Raw genomic sequence first — 17,002 nt, forward strand, 5'->3', positions numbered from 1 at the left:
CACGTTCCCGGTGGCCGTCCAACGGACGTCTGACGGACAGCGACATGGAGGGGTTCGACCTTGGCCAGAAGACACCTGCTAACCCGCGAGATGCTTGCGGGCCATTATGATCCGTCGCTCGATGAACGCGAGATCGCGCGCCACTTCACCTTGACCTGTGACGACCTCGAACTGATCGCATCCCGGCGTGGCGAAGCCACCCGCCTCGGCTTTGCGATGCTGATGCTATATCTGCGCTGGCCGGGGCGTGTGCTGGAAGCCGGCGAAGCGCCGCCCATGCCGATCCTCGCGTTCGTGGCCCGTCAGTTGGATGTGTCGCCCGCGTCATGGCGCGACTATGCCCGGCGCGACGAGACACGACGAGCGCACCTCGCAAACCTGTCGCGGCGCTTCGGTCATATCGCCTTTGGTCGCGCAGATTTTCACGCGTTGGTCGCGTTCGCCATGCCGATTGCGCAGACCGTCACCCAGCCCTCGCGGCTTGCCGGCATCGTCATCGACGAGATGCGACGCCGGCGATTGCTTCTGCCGCCCGTGACGGTAATCGAGGCGATCGTGCGACGGGCGCGGCAGCAGGCTGGGGATCTGGTCCATGACGTGCTCGCCGGGGATCTCGGCGAACCCGAACGCGCGCAGCTCGACGCCCTCCTGTCGCGGCGCGACGACAAAAGCACGACCTGGCTCTCATGGCTGCGCAACCCGCCCCTGTCGCCGGCACCGCGCAATATCCTGCGACTGATCGAACGGCTCGACCATGTTCGCGCGCTGGGCCTGGCGGCCTCGCGCGCCGCGACCATCCCCCAGACGGCGTTCGACCGGATCGCCGACGAGGCGGCGCGCATCACGCCGCAGCATCTGGCGGAACTGCCTGACCGGCGCCGTCATGCGATCCTTGCTGCTGCCGGCATCCGGCTTGAGGAAAGCCTGACCGATGCGGTGCTGACGATGATGGACAAGCTCCTGGGGAGCATGATGCGACGGGCCGAGAATCGGACCAAGGACAAGGCGATCGGCACGATCCGGTCATTGCAGGCGCAGCTTCGCCTGCTCACTGGCTCATGCCGGACCCTGCTCGACGCGCGGGCGCGAGGCGTCGACTCTCTTGCCGCCATCGGTTCGATCGACTGGGAAAGACTGGGAACGGCGGTCGTGGACGCCGAGCTGCTGATCGCGCCGGAAACGATCGACCGCACGGCCGAACTGATCGATCGGCAGCGCTCGCTGCGCTTCGTGATCGGGCCGTTCCTCAACGCCTTCGAGTTTCGCGGTGCCGGCGCGGTGCAGGGTTTGCTCGATGCGGTCCGCCTCGTGGCTGACATCTATCGCACCGGACGCCGCCGCCTGCCCGACAAACCGCCACTCCGGTTCGTGCCGCCGTCATGGCGGCCGTTCGTGCTGCGCGATGGCGTGGTCGTCCGCGCCGCCTATGAGCTGTGCGCACTCACCCAACTGCGCGACCGGCTGCGCGCCGGCGACATATGGGTGGCGGAAAGCAGCCAGTATCGCGCCTTCGACAGCTATCTCCTGCCACCTGCAACCTTCGATGCGATGCGCGCGCGAGGACCGCTGCCGCTGGCAATCGACACCGATTTCGACAGCTTCATCGCGGGTCGCCGCGCTAGTCTCGACACCGCGATCGAGCGGGTGACGATCCTCGCCAGGCAGGGAGAGCTGCCCCAGGTCCGCCTTGACGGCAACGGTCTTGTCATATCGCCACTCAAGGCGCTCACGCCGCCCGACGCAGAGGATATGCGCCGTGTTGCCTATGATCGCCTGCCACGCGTGAAGATCACCGATCTCCTTTTGGAGGTAGATAGCTGGACCGGCTTTTCCGAATGCTTCACCCATCGCCGCTCCGGTCGCGTGGCCGACGACCGCAACGCGCTCCTGACCGTCATCCTGGCCGATGGCATCAATCTTGGGCTGACGCGCATGGCCGAGACCTGTCAGGGCGCGACGCTGCGCCAGCTCGCCCATCTGCACGACTGGCATATCAGCGAGGCCGCCTATGGCGAGGCGCTGGGGCGGTTGATCGACGTTCACCGCACCGTGCCGCTGTCCGCGCTGTGGGGCGACGGCACCACCTCTTCGAGCGACGGCCAGCTCTTCCATGCGGGCGGGCGCGGTGCCGCGATCGGCGACATCAATGCGCGCAACGGCAACGAGCCCGGCGTCAGCTTCTACACCCACGTCTCGGACCAATATGATCCGTTCGCGAGCCGCGTGATCGCGGCGACCGCCGGCGAGGCCCCCTATGTCCTCGACGGACTGCTATACCATGCCACCGGCCTGTCGATCGAAGAGCACTACACCGACACCGGCGGCGCATCCGATCATGTGTTCGGCCTCATGCCCTTCTTCGGCTACCGCTTCGCGCCCCGCCTGCGCGACCTGAAGGACCGGCGCCTGCATCTTTTGCCCGGCCAGGAAGCGGGGCCTCTGCTGGCCGACATGACCGGAGATCCGGTCGCCATCGGGCACGTCGCTGCCCATTGGGACGAACTGCTGCGTCTTACCACCTCGATCCGCAGCGGCACCACCACCGCATCGGCGATGCTGCGCAGATTGTCCGCCTATCCGCGCCAGAACGGACTGGCGATGGCCTTGCGCGAGGTCGGGCGGATCGAGCGCTCGATCTTCATGCTCGACTGGCTGCGCGATCTCGACCTGCGCCGGCGCACCCAGGCCGGACTCAACAAGGGCGAGGCCCGCAACGCGCTTGCCCGTGCACTCTTCTTCAACCAGCTCGGCGAACTGCGCGATCGGCGGTTCGAAAACCAGACCTATCGCGCCTCCGGCCTCAACCTGCTCGTCGCCGCCATCATCCTGTGGAACACCCGCTATCTCGAACGGGCGGTCGGGGCGCTGGCGATCCCGGACGGTGTTGCGCGCCATATCGCGCCGCTGGGATGGGAGCATATCTCGCTCACGGGCGACTATCGCTGGAATGTCGAAAACCGCCCCGATCCCGGCCAACTCCGCCCGCTACGGACGCCTTCATCGCTCCTAGCCGCATGATGGACGGCGGCAGTGTTCGCTAAAAGTTCTCCCTTAGCGTACGTAAAACATACTTTCGTGTAGTGACCCCTGAGAGGAGCATCAGGGATGAATTCGCCGGGTTTCAGCAATCGGCCAGGATATCGCAAGGCGCAGAGCTGCAGCGCAAAACCGAGGCGGTTGTGGGGACGCCTCCGGCTCGTGAAGACGCGCAGATCTGCGGAACTGAGCGTCCAGTATCGCACCAGATCTGGCTCGCTCTCCGGCAAGGCGAACAACTCGGCGTGTTGCGCCTCGGTCAGAACAGAGCGGCGCGGCATCGGGTCAGGCCTTGACAGGTCCCGTCCAGCCAATGCGATCGAGCGTGCCGATGAGGGTCGATCGCGGCACCTTGAATGATCGGCACACCGACGCCTTGCTTGCGCCGGCATCGAGGGCTGCCGTGATCTGCTCGATCGTTTCCGCGTCAATGCTGGGCGGCCGGCCCCCGCGCCGGCCCCGTCGTCGAGCTGCGACCAAGCCTGCCATCACCCGCTCACGCGTGAGCGCGCGTTCATATTGGGCGAGCGCGCCGAAGAGCGAAAACAGCAATTCACCATGGGGCGTGCTTGTGTCCATCTGCTCCGTTAGCGATCGGAAGGCCACACCTCGATTTTTCAGATCGGTTATGATCGCCAGAAGATTGGTCAATGATCGCCCGAGACGGTCGAGTTTCCAAACGACCAAGGTGTCGCCGGCCTTCAGGAATTCGAGGCAAGCCTTCAGGCCGGGACGATCATCCCGGGCGCCCGATGCCTTGTCGGAATAGAGATGGCGCTCATCGACACCTGCGGCGAGGAGGGCATCGCGTTGAAGGTCAACCGACTGACGGTCATCGACCGATGAGACACGCATGTACCCGATGAGCATGTGCGACAAACCCTGAAATTGATGTTGTCGCGCACTGGATCAAAGCGACAGGGTTTGTCGTGCAAAATCAACCATGGTTGTCGAGGCGTAGCCTGGTTGCGATGCTACCCTGTCGGAAAACATGTGGTTTCCGGCAGAGCAAGGCTCCTGCTGGTGGATAAATCATGTTCCAGTTAATGAGGGGGCCATGTTGACGATCAGAAAATCAAATGTGGGCGATGGACCTCGCGTCATGCAGATTTGGCGAGAAGCGGTTGATGCGACACATGACTTCCTTGATCCGAAGGATCGTGATGCCATCGAGCAGGAGTTGTCCCAGTTTCTGCCAACTGCCCCCCTATGGCTCGCAATTGATAAGGCAAGCAGAACGGTAGGATTCATGCTGTTGGATGGCTCGCACATGGAAGCCTTGTTCATTGATCCTGCCAGTAGAGGGCAAGGCGTAGGGCGTTCATTAGTCGAACATGCCTGTTCCTTATATTCCGTCATTTCGACGGACGTAAATGAACAGAATTCAGCGGCAGCCGGATTCTATCGCCGCCTTGGATTTATCCCTACCGGACGATCAGAAATGGACGGTCAAGGGCGACCTTATCCGCTTATCCATTTGCAGCGGCTACCAAGCGTTTAGGCCGTTCTTGCACGGAAATCAGGTGTTTTCCGACGCCTTCAGGCGTTAGCGTATATCTGTGCCCGTTTTATGTGACGCCCCCTGTTTGGTCGCGGCTCTGGTCGGCGACTGGACCTGCCATGCTTGGGGGATCCACCACTCCGCCTACACCGTCGCTGCGTTCGCACCCGCCGAGCACGGCCTGCTGTTCGAGCCTGTCCTGCTATTCAAGGCGGCTCTTGCCGGTATTGCCTTCGGCTTTGCGAGCCTTGTCTTCGCCGAGGCCAATCATGCGCTGAGCGGCTGGCTCAAGAAGCTGATGCCTTATGGTCCGGCACGCCCGGCGATCGGCGGCGTGGCCGTCATCGCGCTCACCTATCTTGTCGGCACGCGAGCCTATCTCGGACTCGGCGTCTGGAGCCTGATCCCCGGAGACCCGACCATCGCTGGCTTTTTCCAGCCCGGCCCGGACGGCTGGAGCTGGGCGGTCAAGATGCTGTTCACGGTCGTGACGTTGAGCGCTGGTTTCAAGGGCGGCGAGGTCACGCCGCTCTTCTTCATCGGCGCCGCGCTAGGTCATGCGCTCGCCGCACCGCTCGGTGTGCCAGTAGATCTGTTCGCGGCGCTCGGCTTCGTCGCGGTGTTCGCGGGCGCCGCCAACACGCCGCTCGCCTGCACGATCATGGGTATCGAGCTGTTCGGCGTGGACACGGCGGTTCCCCTCGCGGTGGCATGCTTCGTCGCCTATGTCTGCTCGGGGCATAACGGCATTTATCTGTCGCAGCGTGTCGCTGTGCCCAAGCGGTCGCGTGCCATCCTGCCGCCCGACATGACGCTGCGTGATGCCCGCGCACTGCGGGCCGCACCCGATTTTTCCAGTCTCTTCGCCCCCAGCAGCCAGGAACGCATATCCATGTCCGACATTCATCATGTGACGCCGAGCGAAATCGGCATGATCCGCATCTACCTGAAGCCCAGCGATAAAGCGCCGAAGGGTGCATCCACATCACGCTGGGGCGCCAAACCGCTCTACCGGACGCTCGTCGCGCAGGCGAAGGCAGACGGCATCATGAACGCCGTCGCCCATCACACCCATTATGGCTATAGCAATCACGGCCCGTTGCGCGAGAACGGTGCGGAGATCGCCGACCCCCATCTGACGATGTGTGTCGAGCTGATCGGCCAGCGCGCGCAGCTCGAGGCTTTCTGCCGGGCGCACGGCGAGATGCTGACGACGAAGGTGATCGTATACAAGCATCTCGAGCATTGGAGCGTTGGCCCCGCCGGCGTCCGGCAAGATGACGCCGCACCGGAAGAACTGACAATGGAAGCGGAATGAGCAAGCGCGGGGCTCGTCCGATGGCATCCGCTGCCTCCGCATCCTGGATCGTCTGGGCTCTGCTCTCCGCCACCTTCGCGGCCATGACCGCGATCTTTGCCAAGATCGGTGTGGAGGGGATCGATTCCGATCTTGCCACATTCTTCCGCACGATCGTCATCATCGTCGTGCTCGGCGCGCTGCTGGGCGTGACCGGCAAGTTCCAGCCCATCGGTGACATCGGCCCGCGATCCTGGCTTTTCCTCGGGCTCTCTGGCCTCGCGACCGGCCTGTCCTGGCTCTGCTATTTCCGCGCACTCAAGATCGGCGACGCGGCACGTGTGGCGCCGATCGACAAGCTTAGCGTCGTCTTTGTCGCGATCATCGGCGTGACAGTGCTTGGCGAGCATCTCTCGCTGCGCGGATGGCTCGGCATCGTCCTGATTGGCGGCGGTGCGGTGCTGGTCGCTACGGCCTGAAACTCTTTTCGAACATGATCACAGGGAGACCGAAATGCGATTGTGAGATGGCTTGTGACGACGACGCTTTGTGTGGCAGCAAGCGCCGCCGGTGCCCGCCTACCAGCGCTCCAACGTCAACCGCCGCACAACGTCATCCTTGTGGTGATCGACGGTTTGCGGGGAAGGATCGTCACGCCGCAGACCGCGCCGGAAATTGCACGACTGCGCGACGCGGGGAGCTATTTCCCCAACAGCCATTCGGTCTTTCCGACCTTCACCACCGCCAACGCTTCAGTGCTCGCAACCGGCCATCAGCTCGGCGACACGGGCGATTTCAGCAACACAATCTACACCGCCAGACAGATCGCGAGCGCGGGCGGCAGCGTAACACCGTTTCTCGAAAATGACGCCGTGCTGGGCGAGCTCGACGCGGCATTCGGCGGCAATTATCTCGACGAGACGACGGTGCTGGAGGCTGCGCGCCAAGCCGGATACGGCACAGCCGCGATCGGGAAGCTCGGGCCAGCCCTGATCCAGGATCATGTCGCCCGCGATGGTGCGACGACGATCATACTGGACGATACGACCGGACAGCATGGCGGCATCCCACTTTCGTCCGACATTGCCGCGAAATTGACCGCTGCAGGCCTGCCGCTCTCTACGCCAGGTCGCGGCGCCAATGGCAAATCGGGCGACTGCCGCACTCCGGGCACGATATCGGCCAACAATGCGCAGCAGGACTTTTTTATAGATGCCACAACTAGAGTCGTCCTGCCGACATTGAAAGCGCGCAACCGGCCGTTCGCGATGGTGTTCTGGTCGCGCGATCCCGATGGCACCCAGCACAATCAGGGTGACAGCCTCAATCGGCTGACGCCCGGCATCAACGGACCGTCGACCTTCGCCGCGATCCGCAACGCCGATGGCGATCTTGGCAAGCTGCGTGCGGCGCTCGATCGGCTCGGCCTTGCGGCAACGACCGACATCATCGTCACCTCGGATCACGGCTTCTCGACCATCTCCAAGCAGAGCGGGAGCAGCCCATCGGCCAAACAAACATACACCGATGTGCCGCCCGGCCTCCTGCCGCCGGGCTTTCTCGCCCTTGATCTGGCAAACGCGCTGGATTTCCCAATCTTCGATCCCGAAGCGCATGACAGCCGGCTTGCCGAAGGTGCCCATCCAAGCCGGGGCAATGCGCTGCTTGGCCCGGACCCGGCGAATCCCTGGCTCGTTGTGGCTGAAAACGGTGGCTCCGATCTGCTCTATCTGCCGACGCATGATCGTGCTCTCGCGGCGAGGACGATCAACGCAATGCTGGCACAGGACTATGTGAGCGGCATTTTCGTCGATGATGCCCTTGGCGAATATGCGGGGACGCTGCCGCTCTCGGCAATCAACCTCAAAGGACGTGCTGCGACGCCGACGCCATCGATCGTCGTCAACTTCCGATCGACAAGTTCCGGCTGCGCGATACCGACCAATTGTCAGGTCGAAGTGGCCGACAGTAATCTGCAACAGGGCCAGGGAATGCATGGCAGTTTCGGGAGAGGCGACACTCTTAATTTTACTGCGGCGATCGGGCCGGACTTCCGCACCCGCTTTGTGGATGTTGCACCCGTCAGCAATGTGGACGTCGGTCGGACGATGCTGCACCTGCTTGGGTTAGCACCTCCGGCCAGCGGCAAACTCGTCGGGCGAGTCTTGGGCGAGGCGATGCCCGGCCAACCCATGCCGAAGACACGCTCTCGCGAAATACGATCCAAACCTGCTGCCAATGGTCTGCGCACCACGCTGAGTTTTCAGGAAGTGGGCTCCATCCGCTATCTCGACGTAGGCGGTTTTGCCGGGCGAACCCTAGGCCTCGCTTCGCGGTCGAAGGTCGGCCAATGACGGGCGCGACTTCCCTTTTTGGACCGGTCATTCTCGGCATTGTCGAGGGTCTTACCGAGTTTATCCCGGTATCTTCCACCGGCCATCTCATTCTAGCCGAGCAGTTGATTGGATATCGTGGCGCTCAGGCCGGAATCGTTGAAGTCGTAATCCAGGTCGGTGCAATCCTTGCCATATGCTGGCTCTATCGTGCTCGCCTCTGGTCCGTCGCACGCGGTCTGCCGTCGGATTCGGACGCCCGGCGCTTTGCGCGCAACGTGATGATCGCTGTCGTGCCGACCGTCATCGTGGGGGGGTCAGCACATGATTTCATCAAGACCACGCTCTTCTCACCCCATGTCGTGGCGGTCAGTTTGACCTTGGGCGGTGCAGCTATCGTCGTGATCGAACGATGGGCTGCGCGACGAACGACTGAAGCCGACGTCGAGCATTTATCTGCATCGCGCGCGCTAGGCGTAGGTTTCTGCCAGTTGCTCTCGCTCATTCCGGGCGTGTCGCGATCGGGGGCGACGATCATGGGCGGCCTCGCGATCGGCATAGATCGGAAGACAGCAACCGAATTCTCTTTCTTTCTTGCGATCCCCACGATGTTCGGAGCGGCGGCGCTCGACCTTTTCAAAAATCGCGACCTGATCTCGGCTGGCGACATGATGGCAATAGTAGTCGGAACGATCGTCTCGTTCCTGGTCGCGATAATCGTTGTAAAATGGCTCGTCGAATTTGTCGGCCGCCATGGGTTCACTATATTCGGCTGGTACCGGATCGGCGCCGGCGTTGTGGCCTTGGCACTCCTGAACTGGCACTGAGTCGCGGAGTTCCAACAGAAGGGCGGCACCGAATAACGCGCACGATCCGCTACTGGCACCAATTTTCGCGACAGTGCTTCAACGTCGCAGAGGATCGAAGGACGTTCCTCCCCTTAATGAGCCAAGAGAACCGGCATCGTCGCGTTGTCGAGCAAATGTCGGGTGGTCCCGCCGAGTAGCCATTCGATGAGCTGATTATGCCGATACGCTCCGCACACCAGCAGATCGGCGCCTGCCAACCCTGCTTCTTCAGCGATCTGCGCACCGATATTCGAACCGGGCTTCTTGTCCGCCTGACGCTGATCGATCGTGAGCCCCCCCAGGCCATTCTCGGCGAGCACACCCTTCGAGTTTTGATCGCCGATATGCAGCGCAACGATGCGTCGGGCTGCTTCCAGCCAAGGCCGCGCGGCGACTAGCGCATGGTGTTCGGCACTCGTGTCGGCGATGCCGATGGCTACCGTGCCGAACCCGGTCCCGTCGCTGCCCGTAGGAGAGAGCGTATGGGGTATAAGTAGCAGCGGCTTGTCCAGACGCATCAAAGCAGCGTGAAATGCGTCGCCCGTGTCCATGTCGTGGTTTCGCACCATGACTAGCAGGTCAGCATCACGGGCAGCCTGCATCAGGCCTTCCTCCTCCTGAGCGACCAAGGTTCGCCATTGGATGGCGCTGCCGCCATGGTCGGACGACCATGCATCGAACGCGACCTTGATGGCCTTGCATTTGTCGCTCGCGGTTCCTTCGCGCGCTTCGCGCATGCGCTGGAACTCGATTTCCTCGCTGGCCGCGATGATGTGCTCGGGATCGACGACGATGTGCAGCGCCTCCAGTTCGGCGGAAGGCACCGCGATCGCCGCTCTGACGGTCGCATCCAGGCACGCTTCGACGCTGTCCGCCTGGTTGAGGATGGCTATGATCTTCATGGGTCAGTTCCGGATGAGGCGGGAAAGGGAAATCGGCGCGGAATAACCGAGCCACACGGCGAAAAGACAGAGAACTACGGAACATAGTATATTGGCGCCCGCGCGGACCGGGTCGCCTGCCTGGAGCAGTGCCAGCGTCTGGAGGCTGAAAGACGAAAACGTCGTATAGCCACCGCAGAAACCAACGAGCATGAAGAGGCGGAATTCAGGCGAGACCGCCCAGCGCCCGTCGGGCCCGGTGAGCGAAGCCAGCAACCCGATCATGAACGAGCCGCTGATATTGACTAGCACCGTTCCCCAAGGAAACATTTCACCGGTCCGCGCCACAATTGCGATGTTGATCCAGTAGCGCGTTAGCGATCCCAGGGCGCCGCCCAGCGCGACAAGCAGAGATGCCATCACAGGCGCGATCCTGGCCGCGAATGTTGCGACTGGTCAATGTTCACTGTTCACCTCGTTCACCACCATATTGATTGCGCGGCTTGGCCTGCCGCTTCGGCAACGCGATACGACTATCACAGATTGCTTCCCTTTAGGCATCAGCACGCGGTCGCTTAGGGGAGCGTGATCGGTTAATTGTGGCGCATGAATTCAGCGTCTGAGCTTGCCCTTGCCTATTTGCTGTTCGAATGGACGATCCGCCTCGTCATGGTGGTCGTCATCCCGCTGCGGCGCCCGCCGGAAGCCGCGCGGAGCTGGTTGTTGCTGGTCCTGTTCCTGCCCGTACCCGCGCTCATTCTCTATCGCATGATCGGCCGAGCAGGCTTCCCGGCATGGCGGCGAGAGAGATTCGAGCGGACGGCTACGCAACGCGAGGCCATTGCTACCGCGCTGGACAGTGGCGGGCAGGACACATTCCCGCTCCTGCGCCTTGCACGTCATCTCGGCGGATTTCCTGCATGCGATGGCAATGCCGTCACTTTGTTTACGGACTATGACGCTACGATCGACGCGATGGTGGTCGCGATCGATGAGGCTGAAACGCGCGTCCATCTCCTGACGTATATTTTCGCCGACGACCGCACCGGCACCAAGGTCGCACAGGCACTCGGACGTGCGAAGGCGCGGAGTGTCGACGTACGCGTGCTGGTCGATGCGCTGGGCTCCCGGCCTTGGGCAAAGCGGAGCATGGCGCTGCTGGCAGGCCTTGGCATCGACGCCCGGCTGGTTCTGCCGGTCCGCTTCGCCGTTTTGCGCCGCGCCCGGAGCGACCTGCGCAACCACCGCAAGCTGTGCCTGATCGACGGGCAAGTAGGATTTGTAGGGTCGCAGAATATCGTCGATCGCGATTTCAAGCCGGGCATCGTCAATGATGAACTGGTCGCACGAGTGGAAGGGCCGGTCGTCGCTGCGCTCGACACAGTGTTCGCCAGCGACTGGTATATGGAAACCGAGCGAGCGATCGCCCCCTTGGCAATTCCGGGAGTCGCGGGCAGCGCAATCCTTCAGGCGATGCCCAGCGGCCCCGATTTCGGGGTGCCCGGATTCGAGCGGCTCCTGGTCGAACTGGTGCACGGCGCGGCGCAGCGTGTCGCGATCGTCTCGCCATATCTGATCCCCGACGAGGCGCTGCTGACCGCCATCAAAAATGCAACCGCACGAGGCGTCACGGTCGATCTGATCGTGTCGCAGGTCGTCGACCAGCGCCTCGTCAGCTTCGCGCAGCGATCCTATTATCAGGAGCTTCTGGAAGCCGGGGTGCGACTGCACCGATATCGCGACCATCTGCTCCACGCGAAGAATGTCTCGATCGACGGCGCGATCGGCATCATCGGTTCGAGCAATGCGGACGTGCGCTCGTTCATGCTCAATGCCGAGATCAGCCTCATTCTTCACGATCCCGACGCCAGCGCCGAACTCGCCGCGATCCAGCAGGTCTATATCGACCGCAGCGAGCTTCTCACCCTGGACGGATGGAAGCGCCGCTCCATAGGCGCGCGCCTGCTCGAAAACCTGGCGCGACTCGTTAGCCCCCTGCTCTAGCTTCGCGACGACCCCGGATGAGATGAATGGCCAAGCCGAAGATGATAGCGACAGCGACCAACGGAAGCAGGACATGCTCCACGGCGCGAACGTGGCCGAACATCGCCTCGATCGCCTGCCCGAACACATAGCCCAGACTGATGAACACAGTAGCCCAAACCAGGGCCGCGACCGCGTTGATCAGGAGGAAGCGAGAAGCTGGCAGGCTGGTCGTGCCGATCGCGAGCGGACTGATCGAGCGCAGCCCGTAGAGGAATCGGAACGCGAAAACGAACAAAGTGGGATGACGCTCGAACGCGCCTAGCGCGCGCTGGAAACCCGGACGCGCCCGGATACGTCGCACGTAGGAATGATTGCGAAAGTGGCGGCCGAGCGTGAAAAAGAGCTGGTCGGCGAGGAACGACCCAAGCGATGCCGCGAGAATAGCAGGCAGAAACGCCAGTATGTCGCGATGAACCATGATTCCGCCGAGGACTACAACGGTTTCGCCCTCAATGCCGGCACCAAGACCGACCGCCCACAGGCCGTAGTCGGCGATGAGATGCTCGAGGTTCATCAGCGATACTCAAAGAGCGGCATTACATCGCAGGGCTCTTCGTCTGGTGCGCGGGCTGATCGCAACTGACTCATCAATTTGTCGTGGCCTGTCGTTGCACAACCGCGCCCGGAGCGTCGGGATCGCCGACACGGATCACAAGATAGCGCCGCTGCGCCGGCGTCGCGTCGGTCACGATCTGCCGGATCGGCCCTACGGCGTTGACGATGGCCGCTCCCGCTGGGTTGGTCATGAACTTGGCAAGCGGCTGGACCGCGCCCGTTCCATCGGGATTGGCGGCGAGGCCGAGCGTGAACGGCTGCTTGGGCGGCAGGCCGGCGACGGCCGCCTGCAGGATCTGGACCTGTCCCTGATCGAACAATGTGACCTGGCTCTGGCCCTGACCGGATAGGGTCAACTGCACCTTGCCGTTGGCTTTTTCGAGCGGGACGAGATTGGTCATGCCATCCCCTGAAGGCACCGCGCCGGGCACATAGGCGACGCCCTGCGGCCCCTGTCCGATCGGGATCGTGGTGAGCAGGCGATTGGTAACGGTATCGATCACCGCGACGCCGTCGCCATTCTCCAACCCGACATAGATACGGCTGCCATCGCCCGATGGCCACAGGCCGTGCGGCAACGCGCCCACAGGAACGGTCGCAACCTGTTCGAAGCTATCGGTGCGGAAGACCTTGACGATATTCTGCGTGCCGACTGTCACATAAGCGAACTGGCCGCGCGGCGTGCGGGCGATGTTCACGTGATTGGTGATCGCGCCGGTGTCGATGGACTTGAGCACCGCGAACGGTGGCTTGGCATCGAACACCATGACCTTGCCGACGTCCTTGAGCGTCAGCCAGACCTGCCTGCCGTCCGGCGTCGCAGCGATGTCGGGGCAGAACGGGCTGTCCTGCTTTATACGCCCGACGATGCGCTTGGTGTGGGCGTCGATCACGACGGTCTCGGGCGAGAAGCTGGAGCAGACGTAACCGTATTTGCCGTTGGGTGAGAAGATCGTCATACCCGGCCCGTTTGGAACGGCGATCCGGCCGGTCTCCTTGAAGTTGCTGCCGTCGAGCACCGCGATATAGTCCTCGCCGCGCACGCTCACCCAGACCTCGCGGCCATCGGGACGGAAGAACGCTTCGTGCGGCGAGCGGCCGACGTAGGTCGTGTGCTTGATGGCGTTGGTGGCGGTGTCGATGAACGTCACCGAGTTAGACCCGATCGAGATGACCGCAAGCGTCCTGCCGTCGGGCGAGAAGCCCATGCCGTGGACAAGCAGCTGACCCTTGTAGAGCGGGCTGAGATTGGCGGGTGTCAGATCGCCGAGCTTGATCACGCCCAGCAGCCGATTGGTCGACGGATCGATGACCGAGACAGTGTTGGAGAACTGGTCCGAGGTGTAGAAGCGGTCCTGCGCGCTGATCGGGCGGTCGGGCTTTGCATTGGGAACCTGCTGCGCGAATGCCGTGCCGGTGAGCAGGCTAATCGCTGGCAGCACGGCGAGCACCATCGTGAAGGTCTTCATTGTCCGTCTCCCTGATGCTGATGCTGCGCATTCTTTGGTGCGCCTTTCTCGGCCAGGATCGCCTGCATGACGGCGATCTCCTGGCGTTGTTCGACGATAATGCCCTGCGCGAGCCGGCGCAGCCGCTCGTCCTTGCCGTAGCGAAGCTGCGCCTCCGCCATCTCTATCGCGCCCTGATGATGTGGGATCATCATCGCCGCGAAGTCTCGGTCAGGATCGCCGGACGGCGCCACCATCATTGCGTGGTGCATGCGCTCCATCGCGGCGGCCATATCGGTGGCGAAGTCCTGTGGCGCCGCCGCAAGCGCGCCTGCCGAAGCCGCGAAGCTGAGGCCGGCAAGGCTCAGGATCAGTTTCAAGGGCATCTTCTTGTCAACATCACATAACCTTAGCATTCGAGGCAGATGGCGACCAAGCCAACAGAACGGCAAAGTATTGGCGAGCAGACTTCGCTGCCAATTGCGCGAACCTTCGAAGCGGCCTCGCGAAACCGTGGAAGACAAGCACGCAAGGCCACGCACCATGTGACATTACACTTCTCGAGCCGCCGCACTATTGCTGCCAACCCCATTTGCGAAATATCGCAGCACCCTGCGGGCTGGACAGAAAGCGGACAAACGCCATGGCGCCCGGCTTGTCATTGCCTCGCGCGGTCAGCGCAACGCCTGCATCGCGGTAGACGCGGCGGTTGGCCTCAAGCGGCACGACGTCGGCAACGCCAGGATTGGCCTTCGCCCAGATCGGGAAGGTGACCCAGGCGTCGATGCTCGGATCCGCTTTCCAGCCTTTCAGCCCGAGTGCCGTGTTCTTGGCATAGAGCACGATATTGCCGCGAAACGTCTTGAGCGTGGCGATATCGCCATCCTTGCCGGCGATGTCTTCCCACATGCCCTGTTGGCCGGCGCCATCGACGACCGCAATCTTGATGCCCGGCTTGAGCAGATCGGCGAAACCGCGAATGTGCTTCGGATTGCCGGGACGGACGAGAATGCCAGCTGGACGCATGTAGAGCGGCGTGACCGTCGCGGGCATGATCGCACCGGCAAAGGTCGCGACGAAGTCACTCATCATGACTTCGGACCCGCTGTAGATGACGTCACCATCGGCTTTCATCGCGTCGGACCATTCCGGGGTCGGGCCGGCCGTGACGATCACCTCAACGCCATTCGCCTTGCCGAAGGTCGCAGCCGCTTCCTTCATGGCAGGCGCAGGACCGCCTGGACCGTACACATGGATGGTTTCGGCAGATGCCGGGAGCGCCATGGTTGCAGCAGCAACGGCTGCGAGCAGCAGGGATTTCATTGTGTGGTCTCCTGATAGGGCTTGAAGCCGTAGCGGCCGAAGATGGCGAGCGCCTCCGGCGACCGGATGAACTCCAGCCAGCGCTTGGCGGCTTCCGGGTGCGGCGCATCCTTGGCCATGGCGCCCGCATAGATGGCAGTCTGATTCTGTGCGGCAGGAATCTCGACGCCTTCGATCGGGTGCCCAGCCTGCATCTGGAACGCAACTTCGGACTGCCAGGTCACGCCCGCCTGCGCCTTGCCCTGCATGATCCAAAGCGGCGTCTGTCGGTGGTGAATATGGGTCAGGATCGAAGTGCCATCGGCTACCTTGGCCTTGTAGACCTTGTCGGCAAGCGGTTTGCCACCAGCGGCTTCCAGCGCGGAAGAAATCTGCCGTGCGATCCCTTCGAACTCGGGATTGGGCATCGCCAGCTTGATGCTGGCGTTTCCCAGACTGGCAAGCCCGGTGACCTTGGCCGGATTGCCCTTGGGCACCATAATCGCCAGCGTGTTGGTGACATAGGGGACAACCGGCCCGACCAGCAAACCGTCATCCATCTGCTTTTGAACGGCGTTCTTGCCGGCCAGATAGACGTCCGGCTTGACCGTCCACGTCATGTTGCCAACCGTGATTGTGCCGCCCATTTTCATCTGCCGGACAAGCAGTCCCGGCGGGATCGTTTCCCAATAGAGGCGCCCCTTATATTCGGGGTAGCGCTGCTCGAACGCGGCGACGAGCGGTGCCATCGCGAAGAAGTAATTGCCGCCCACATAAAGCGACAGCATCGGATCCTGCGGGCTGCCGTGGAAGTCGGCGAGATTGTCGGCGTCCGCTATAGTGAACTCGAAGCCGCGCATGGCGGCATCATTGTTTCTCCCCCCCTGCCACGGCGGATAGACGCCGAGATCAGTTACCTTATTCGCGTCCTGCGACTGGGCGGCGGCGGGCATGGCTCCAGCCAGGCTCAGGACGGCCGCCGCAAGCGCGGCGAGCTTTGCATAGTGCATCGTTGAAACTCCCGGGCTGGCATCAAAGAGGCATGAGCACATAACCGTCATGCTCCAGCCTGGTGACGGTGGTCAGGCCGGACAGGGCTAGCGTCACGCTTTTGTCGACCCAATCATCCTGAAAATCATGCTCGGCAACCGCCTGTGCGCAGACCGAAACATCGACACCCGCCTTGCGCAATTGCTCGACAAGCGGAAGGTTCGGGTTCGCGACACCGAACTTGGCGCGATATTGCGCATCGTTGAGGACGAGCGGTGTCGCCTCGCCATAGGCCACCGCCACGAACTTCAAATTCTTGAGCGGCACGCCCGATGCGACGTACAGGTTCACCGTCCGCGCGACGCGATCGAGCGCGGGATTGACCTCACCGGGCTGCTTCGAGCCTTTGGTGAGCGCGAATATGATCTTGTAAGTTTGGTCCGCGCGCGGCTTGTAGGCGGCATCGGCCACGTAATGGATCTTGCCATATCCGTGGATCGTCGGCGTCGTCCAGAAATCCTTCGGCATATCCGCTCCCATCGCCATCCCGGCAAATCCAAGTGCAATGGCAGCGGCACCGGTCTTCATCAGCCTTCGCATCGTAATCCTCCTGTGGGCTCTGCCCGATGATCATAAGCTGGGCCTTTTCCACCGGGATAACCAACGATGAAAGCTGACCATTTCAATCTGAATCCGTGATTGGTTTTGCTGGAACGCATCACCTATCGTCACGGTTCTGTGACAGAACGAGCGGAGACGAATTCA

The 17,002-nt window shown here is 62.4% G+C and carries 16 protein-coding genes and 1 pseudogene; 7 read left to right on the forward strand and 10 right to left on the reverse strand.

What is annotated here, in order from left to right; all coding sequences use genetic code 11:
• Positions 1-60: 60 nt before the first annotated feature.
• A complete protein-coding gene (locus FYJ91_RS19770; protein ID WP_149524049.1) occupies positions 61-3,018 on the forward strand; it encodes a Tn3 family transposase in 2,958 nt (985 codons plus the stop codon).
• Between the two features lie 83 nt (positions 3,019-3,101).
• On the opposite strand, the pseudogene FYJ91_RS20965 reads toward FYJ91_RS19770, so the two are convergent.
• Both FYJ91_RS20965 and FYJ91_RS19780 read right to left on the reverse strand, forming a co-directional pair.
• Positions 3,102-3,317: pseudogene (locus FYJ91_RS20965) on the reverse strand (DUF4158 domain-containing protein); the annotation flags it as partial.
• Positions 3,318-3,321: 4 nt separating this feature from the next.
• Entirely contained in the window at positions 3,322-3,906 is a 585-nt protein-coding gene (locus tag FYJ91_RS19780) for a recombinase family protein (protein WP_126053394.1), read from the reverse strand.
• A gap of 187 nt (positions 3,907-4,093) precedes the next feature.
• Between FYJ91_RS19780 and FYJ91_RS19785 the strand changes: the two genes are divergently transcribed.
• Genes FYJ91_RS19785 through FYJ91_RS19805 form a run of 5 tightly spaced genes read left to right on the forward strand, consistent with a single transcriptional unit; the run spans position 4,094 to position 8,994 of the window.
• Positions 4,094-4,537 carry an acetyltransferase gene (locus FYJ91_RS19785; protein WP_149524051.1) on the forward strand — a complete coding sequence of 148 codons (444 nt, stop codon included), beginning with the start codon at positions 4,094-4,096 and terminating at the stop codon, positions 4,535-4,537.
• 58 nt (positions 4,538-4,595) lie between these two features.
• Positions 4,596-5,855, forward strand: coding sequence for a DUF190 domain-containing protein (locus FYJ91_RS20970; protein WP_246152768.1), 1,260 nt, complete (start codon positions 4,596-4,598; stop codon positions 5,853-5,855).
• Positions 5,856-5,875: 20 nt separating this feature from the next.
• Positions 5,876-6,313: an EamA family transporter gene (locus tag FYJ91_RS19795; RefSeq protein ID WP_149524052.1), complete on the forward strand. Its 438-nt coding sequence runs from the start codon at positions 5,876-5,878 to the stop codon at positions 6,311-6,313.
• Between the two features lie 54 nt (positions 6,314-6,367).
• On the forward strand, positions 6,368-8,188 hold the full coding sequence (locus FYJ91_RS19800) for an alkaline phosphatase family protein (RefSeq protein ID WP_149524053.1): 1,821 nt from the start codon (positions 6,368-6,370) through the stop codon (positions 8,186-8,188).
• Entirely contained in the window at positions 8,185-8,994 is an 810-nt protein-coding gene (locus FYJ91_RS19805) for an undecaprenyl-diphosphate phosphatase (RefSeq protein WP_149524054.1), read from the forward strand. The genes FYJ91_RS19800 and FYJ91_RS19805 overlap by 4 nt, the downstream gene beginning before the upstream one ends.
• Positions 8,995-9,107: 113 nt before the next feature.
• On the opposite strand, the gene FYJ91_RS19810 is transcribed toward FYJ91_RS19805, so the two are convergent.
• Both FYJ91_RS19810 and crcB read right to left on the reverse strand, forming a co-directional pair.
• Positions 9,108-9,917: a universal stress protein gene (locus tag FYJ91_RS19810; protein ID WP_149524055.1), complete on the reverse strand. Its 810-nt coding sequence runs from the start codon at positions 9,915-9,917 to the stop codon at positions 9,108-9,110.
• A 3-nt stretch (positions 9,918-9,920) separates the two neighbouring features.
• The gene (gene crcB, locus FYJ91_RS19815; protein ID WP_149524056.1) at positions 9,921-10,316 is read right to left on the reverse strand and encodes a fluoride efflux transporter CrcB; all 396 of its coding nucleotides are present in this window, start codon (positions 10,314-10,316) and stop codon (positions 9,921-9,923) included.
• 186 nt (positions 10,317-10,502) lie between these two features.
• Here crcB and cls point away from each other — a divergent pair, with 186 nt between their 5' ends.
• The gene (gene cls, locus FYJ91_RS19820; protein ID WP_149524057.1) at positions 10,503-11,900 is read left to right on the forward strand and encodes a cardiolipin synthase; all 1,398 of its coding nucleotides are present in this window, start codon (positions 10,503-10,505) and stop codon (positions 11,898-11,900) included.
• Here the strand turns inward: cls and FYJ91_RS19825 are convergent.
• The 6 genes from FYJ91_RS19825 to FYJ91_RS19850 all read right to left on the reverse strand — a co-directional run bounded on the left by FYJ91_RS19825 (position 11,884) and on the right by FYJ91_RS19850 (position 16,837).
• Positions 11,884-12,456, reverse strand: a complete 573-nt coding sequence (locus tag FYJ91_RS19825; RefSeq protein WP_149524058.1) for a DedA family protein — start codon at positions 12,454-12,456, stop codon at positions 11,884-11,886. The genes cls and FYJ91_RS19825 overlap by 17 nt on opposite strands.
• Positions 12,457-12,529: 73 nt before the next feature.
• A complete protein-coding gene (locus tag FYJ91_RS19830) occupies positions 12,530-13,966 on the reverse strand; it encodes a YncE family protein (protein ID WP_149524059.1) in 1,437 nt (478 codons plus the stop codon).
• A complete protein-coding gene (gene copM, locus FYJ91_RS19835) occupies positions 13,963-14,490 on the reverse strand; it encodes a CopM family metallochaperone (RefSeq protein ID WP_246152769.1) in 528 nt (175 codons plus the stop codon). The genes FYJ91_RS19830 and copM overlap by 4 nt, the downstream gene beginning before the upstream one ends.
• 28 nt (positions 14,491-14,518) lie before the next feature.
• Complete coding sequence (locus FYJ91_RS19840; protein WP_149524060.1) at positions 14,519-15,268, reverse strand: substrate-binding domain-containing protein; 750 nt, start codon at positions 15,266-15,268, stop codon at positions 14,519-14,521.
• On the reverse strand, positions 15,265-16,257 hold the full coding sequence (locus FYJ91_RS19845) for a substrate-binding domain-containing protein (RefSeq protein ID WP_149524061.1): 993 nt from the start codon (positions 16,255-16,257) through the stop codon (positions 15,265-15,267). Before FYJ91_RS19845 ends, FYJ91_RS19840 begins: the two co-directional genes overlap by 4 nt.
• A 22-nt stretch (positions 16,258-16,279) precedes the next feature.
• Positions 16,280-16,837 (reverse strand): DsrE family protein, encoded by a 558-nt coding sequence (locus FYJ91_RS19850; protein ID WP_219822626.1) that lies wholly within the window; start codon positions 16,835-16,837, stop codon positions 16,280-16,282.
• Positions 16,838-17,002: the final 165 nt, after the last annotated feature.

Source organism: Sphingomonas montanisoli, from assembly GCF_008274695.1.
Taxonomy (GTDB): Bacteria; Pseudomonadota; Alphaproteobacteria; order Sphingomonadales; family Sphingomonadaceae; genus Rhizorhabdus; species Rhizorhabdus montanisoli.

Coding starts and splice junctions, on each gene's coding strand:
- FYJ91_RS19780 (WP_126053394.1), bottom strand. CDS start 3,906: ATGCTCATCGGGTACATGCGTGTCTCATCGGTCGATGACCGTCAGTCG.
- FYJ91_RS19785 (WP_149524051.1), top strand. CDS start 4,094: ATGTTGACGATCAGAAAATCAAATGTGGGCGATGGACCTCGCGTCATG.
- FYJ91_RS19795 (WP_149524052.1), top strand. CDS start 5,876: ATGGCATCCGCTGCCTCCGCATCCTGGATCGTCTGGGCTCTGCTCTCC.
- FYJ91_RS19805 (WP_149524054.1), top strand. CDS start 8,185: ATGACGGGCGCGACTTCCCTTTTTGGACCGGTCATTCTCGGCATTGTC.
- FYJ91_RS19810 (WP_149524055.1), bottom strand. CDS start 9,917: ATGAAGATCATAGCCATCCTCAACCAGGCGGACAGCGTCGAAGCGTGC.
- crcB (WP_149524056.1), bottom strand. CDS start 10,316: ATGGCATCTCTGCTTGTCGCGCTGGGCGGCGCCCTGGGATCGCTAACG.
- cls (WP_149524057.1), top strand. CDS start 10,503: ATGAATTCAGCGTCTGAGCTTGCCCTTGCCTATTTGCTGTTCGAATGG.
- FYJ91_RS19825 (WP_149524058.1), bottom strand. CDS start 12,456: ATGAACCTCGAGCATCTCATCGCCGACTACGGCCTGTGGGCGGTCGGT.
- FYJ91_RS19830 (WP_149524059.1), bottom strand. CDS start 13,966: ATGAAGACCTTCACGATGGTGCTCGCCGTGCTGCCAGCGATTAGCCTG.
- copM (WP_246152769.1), bottom strand. CDS start 14,490: ATGGTGCGTGGCCTTGCGTGCTTGTCTTCCACGGTTTCGCGAGGCCGC.
- FYJ91_RS19840 (WP_149524060.1), bottom strand. CDS start 15,268: ATGAAATCCCTGCTGCTCGCAGCCGTTGCTGCTGCAACCATGGCGCTC.
- FYJ91_RS19845 (WP_149524061.1), bottom strand. CDS start 16,257: ATGCACTATGCAAAGCTCGCCGCGCTTGCGGCGGCCGTCCTGAGCCTG.
- FYJ91_RS19850 (WP_219822626.1), bottom strand. CDS start 16,837: ATGCGAAGGCTGATGAAGACCGGTGCCGCTGCCATTGCACTTGGATTT.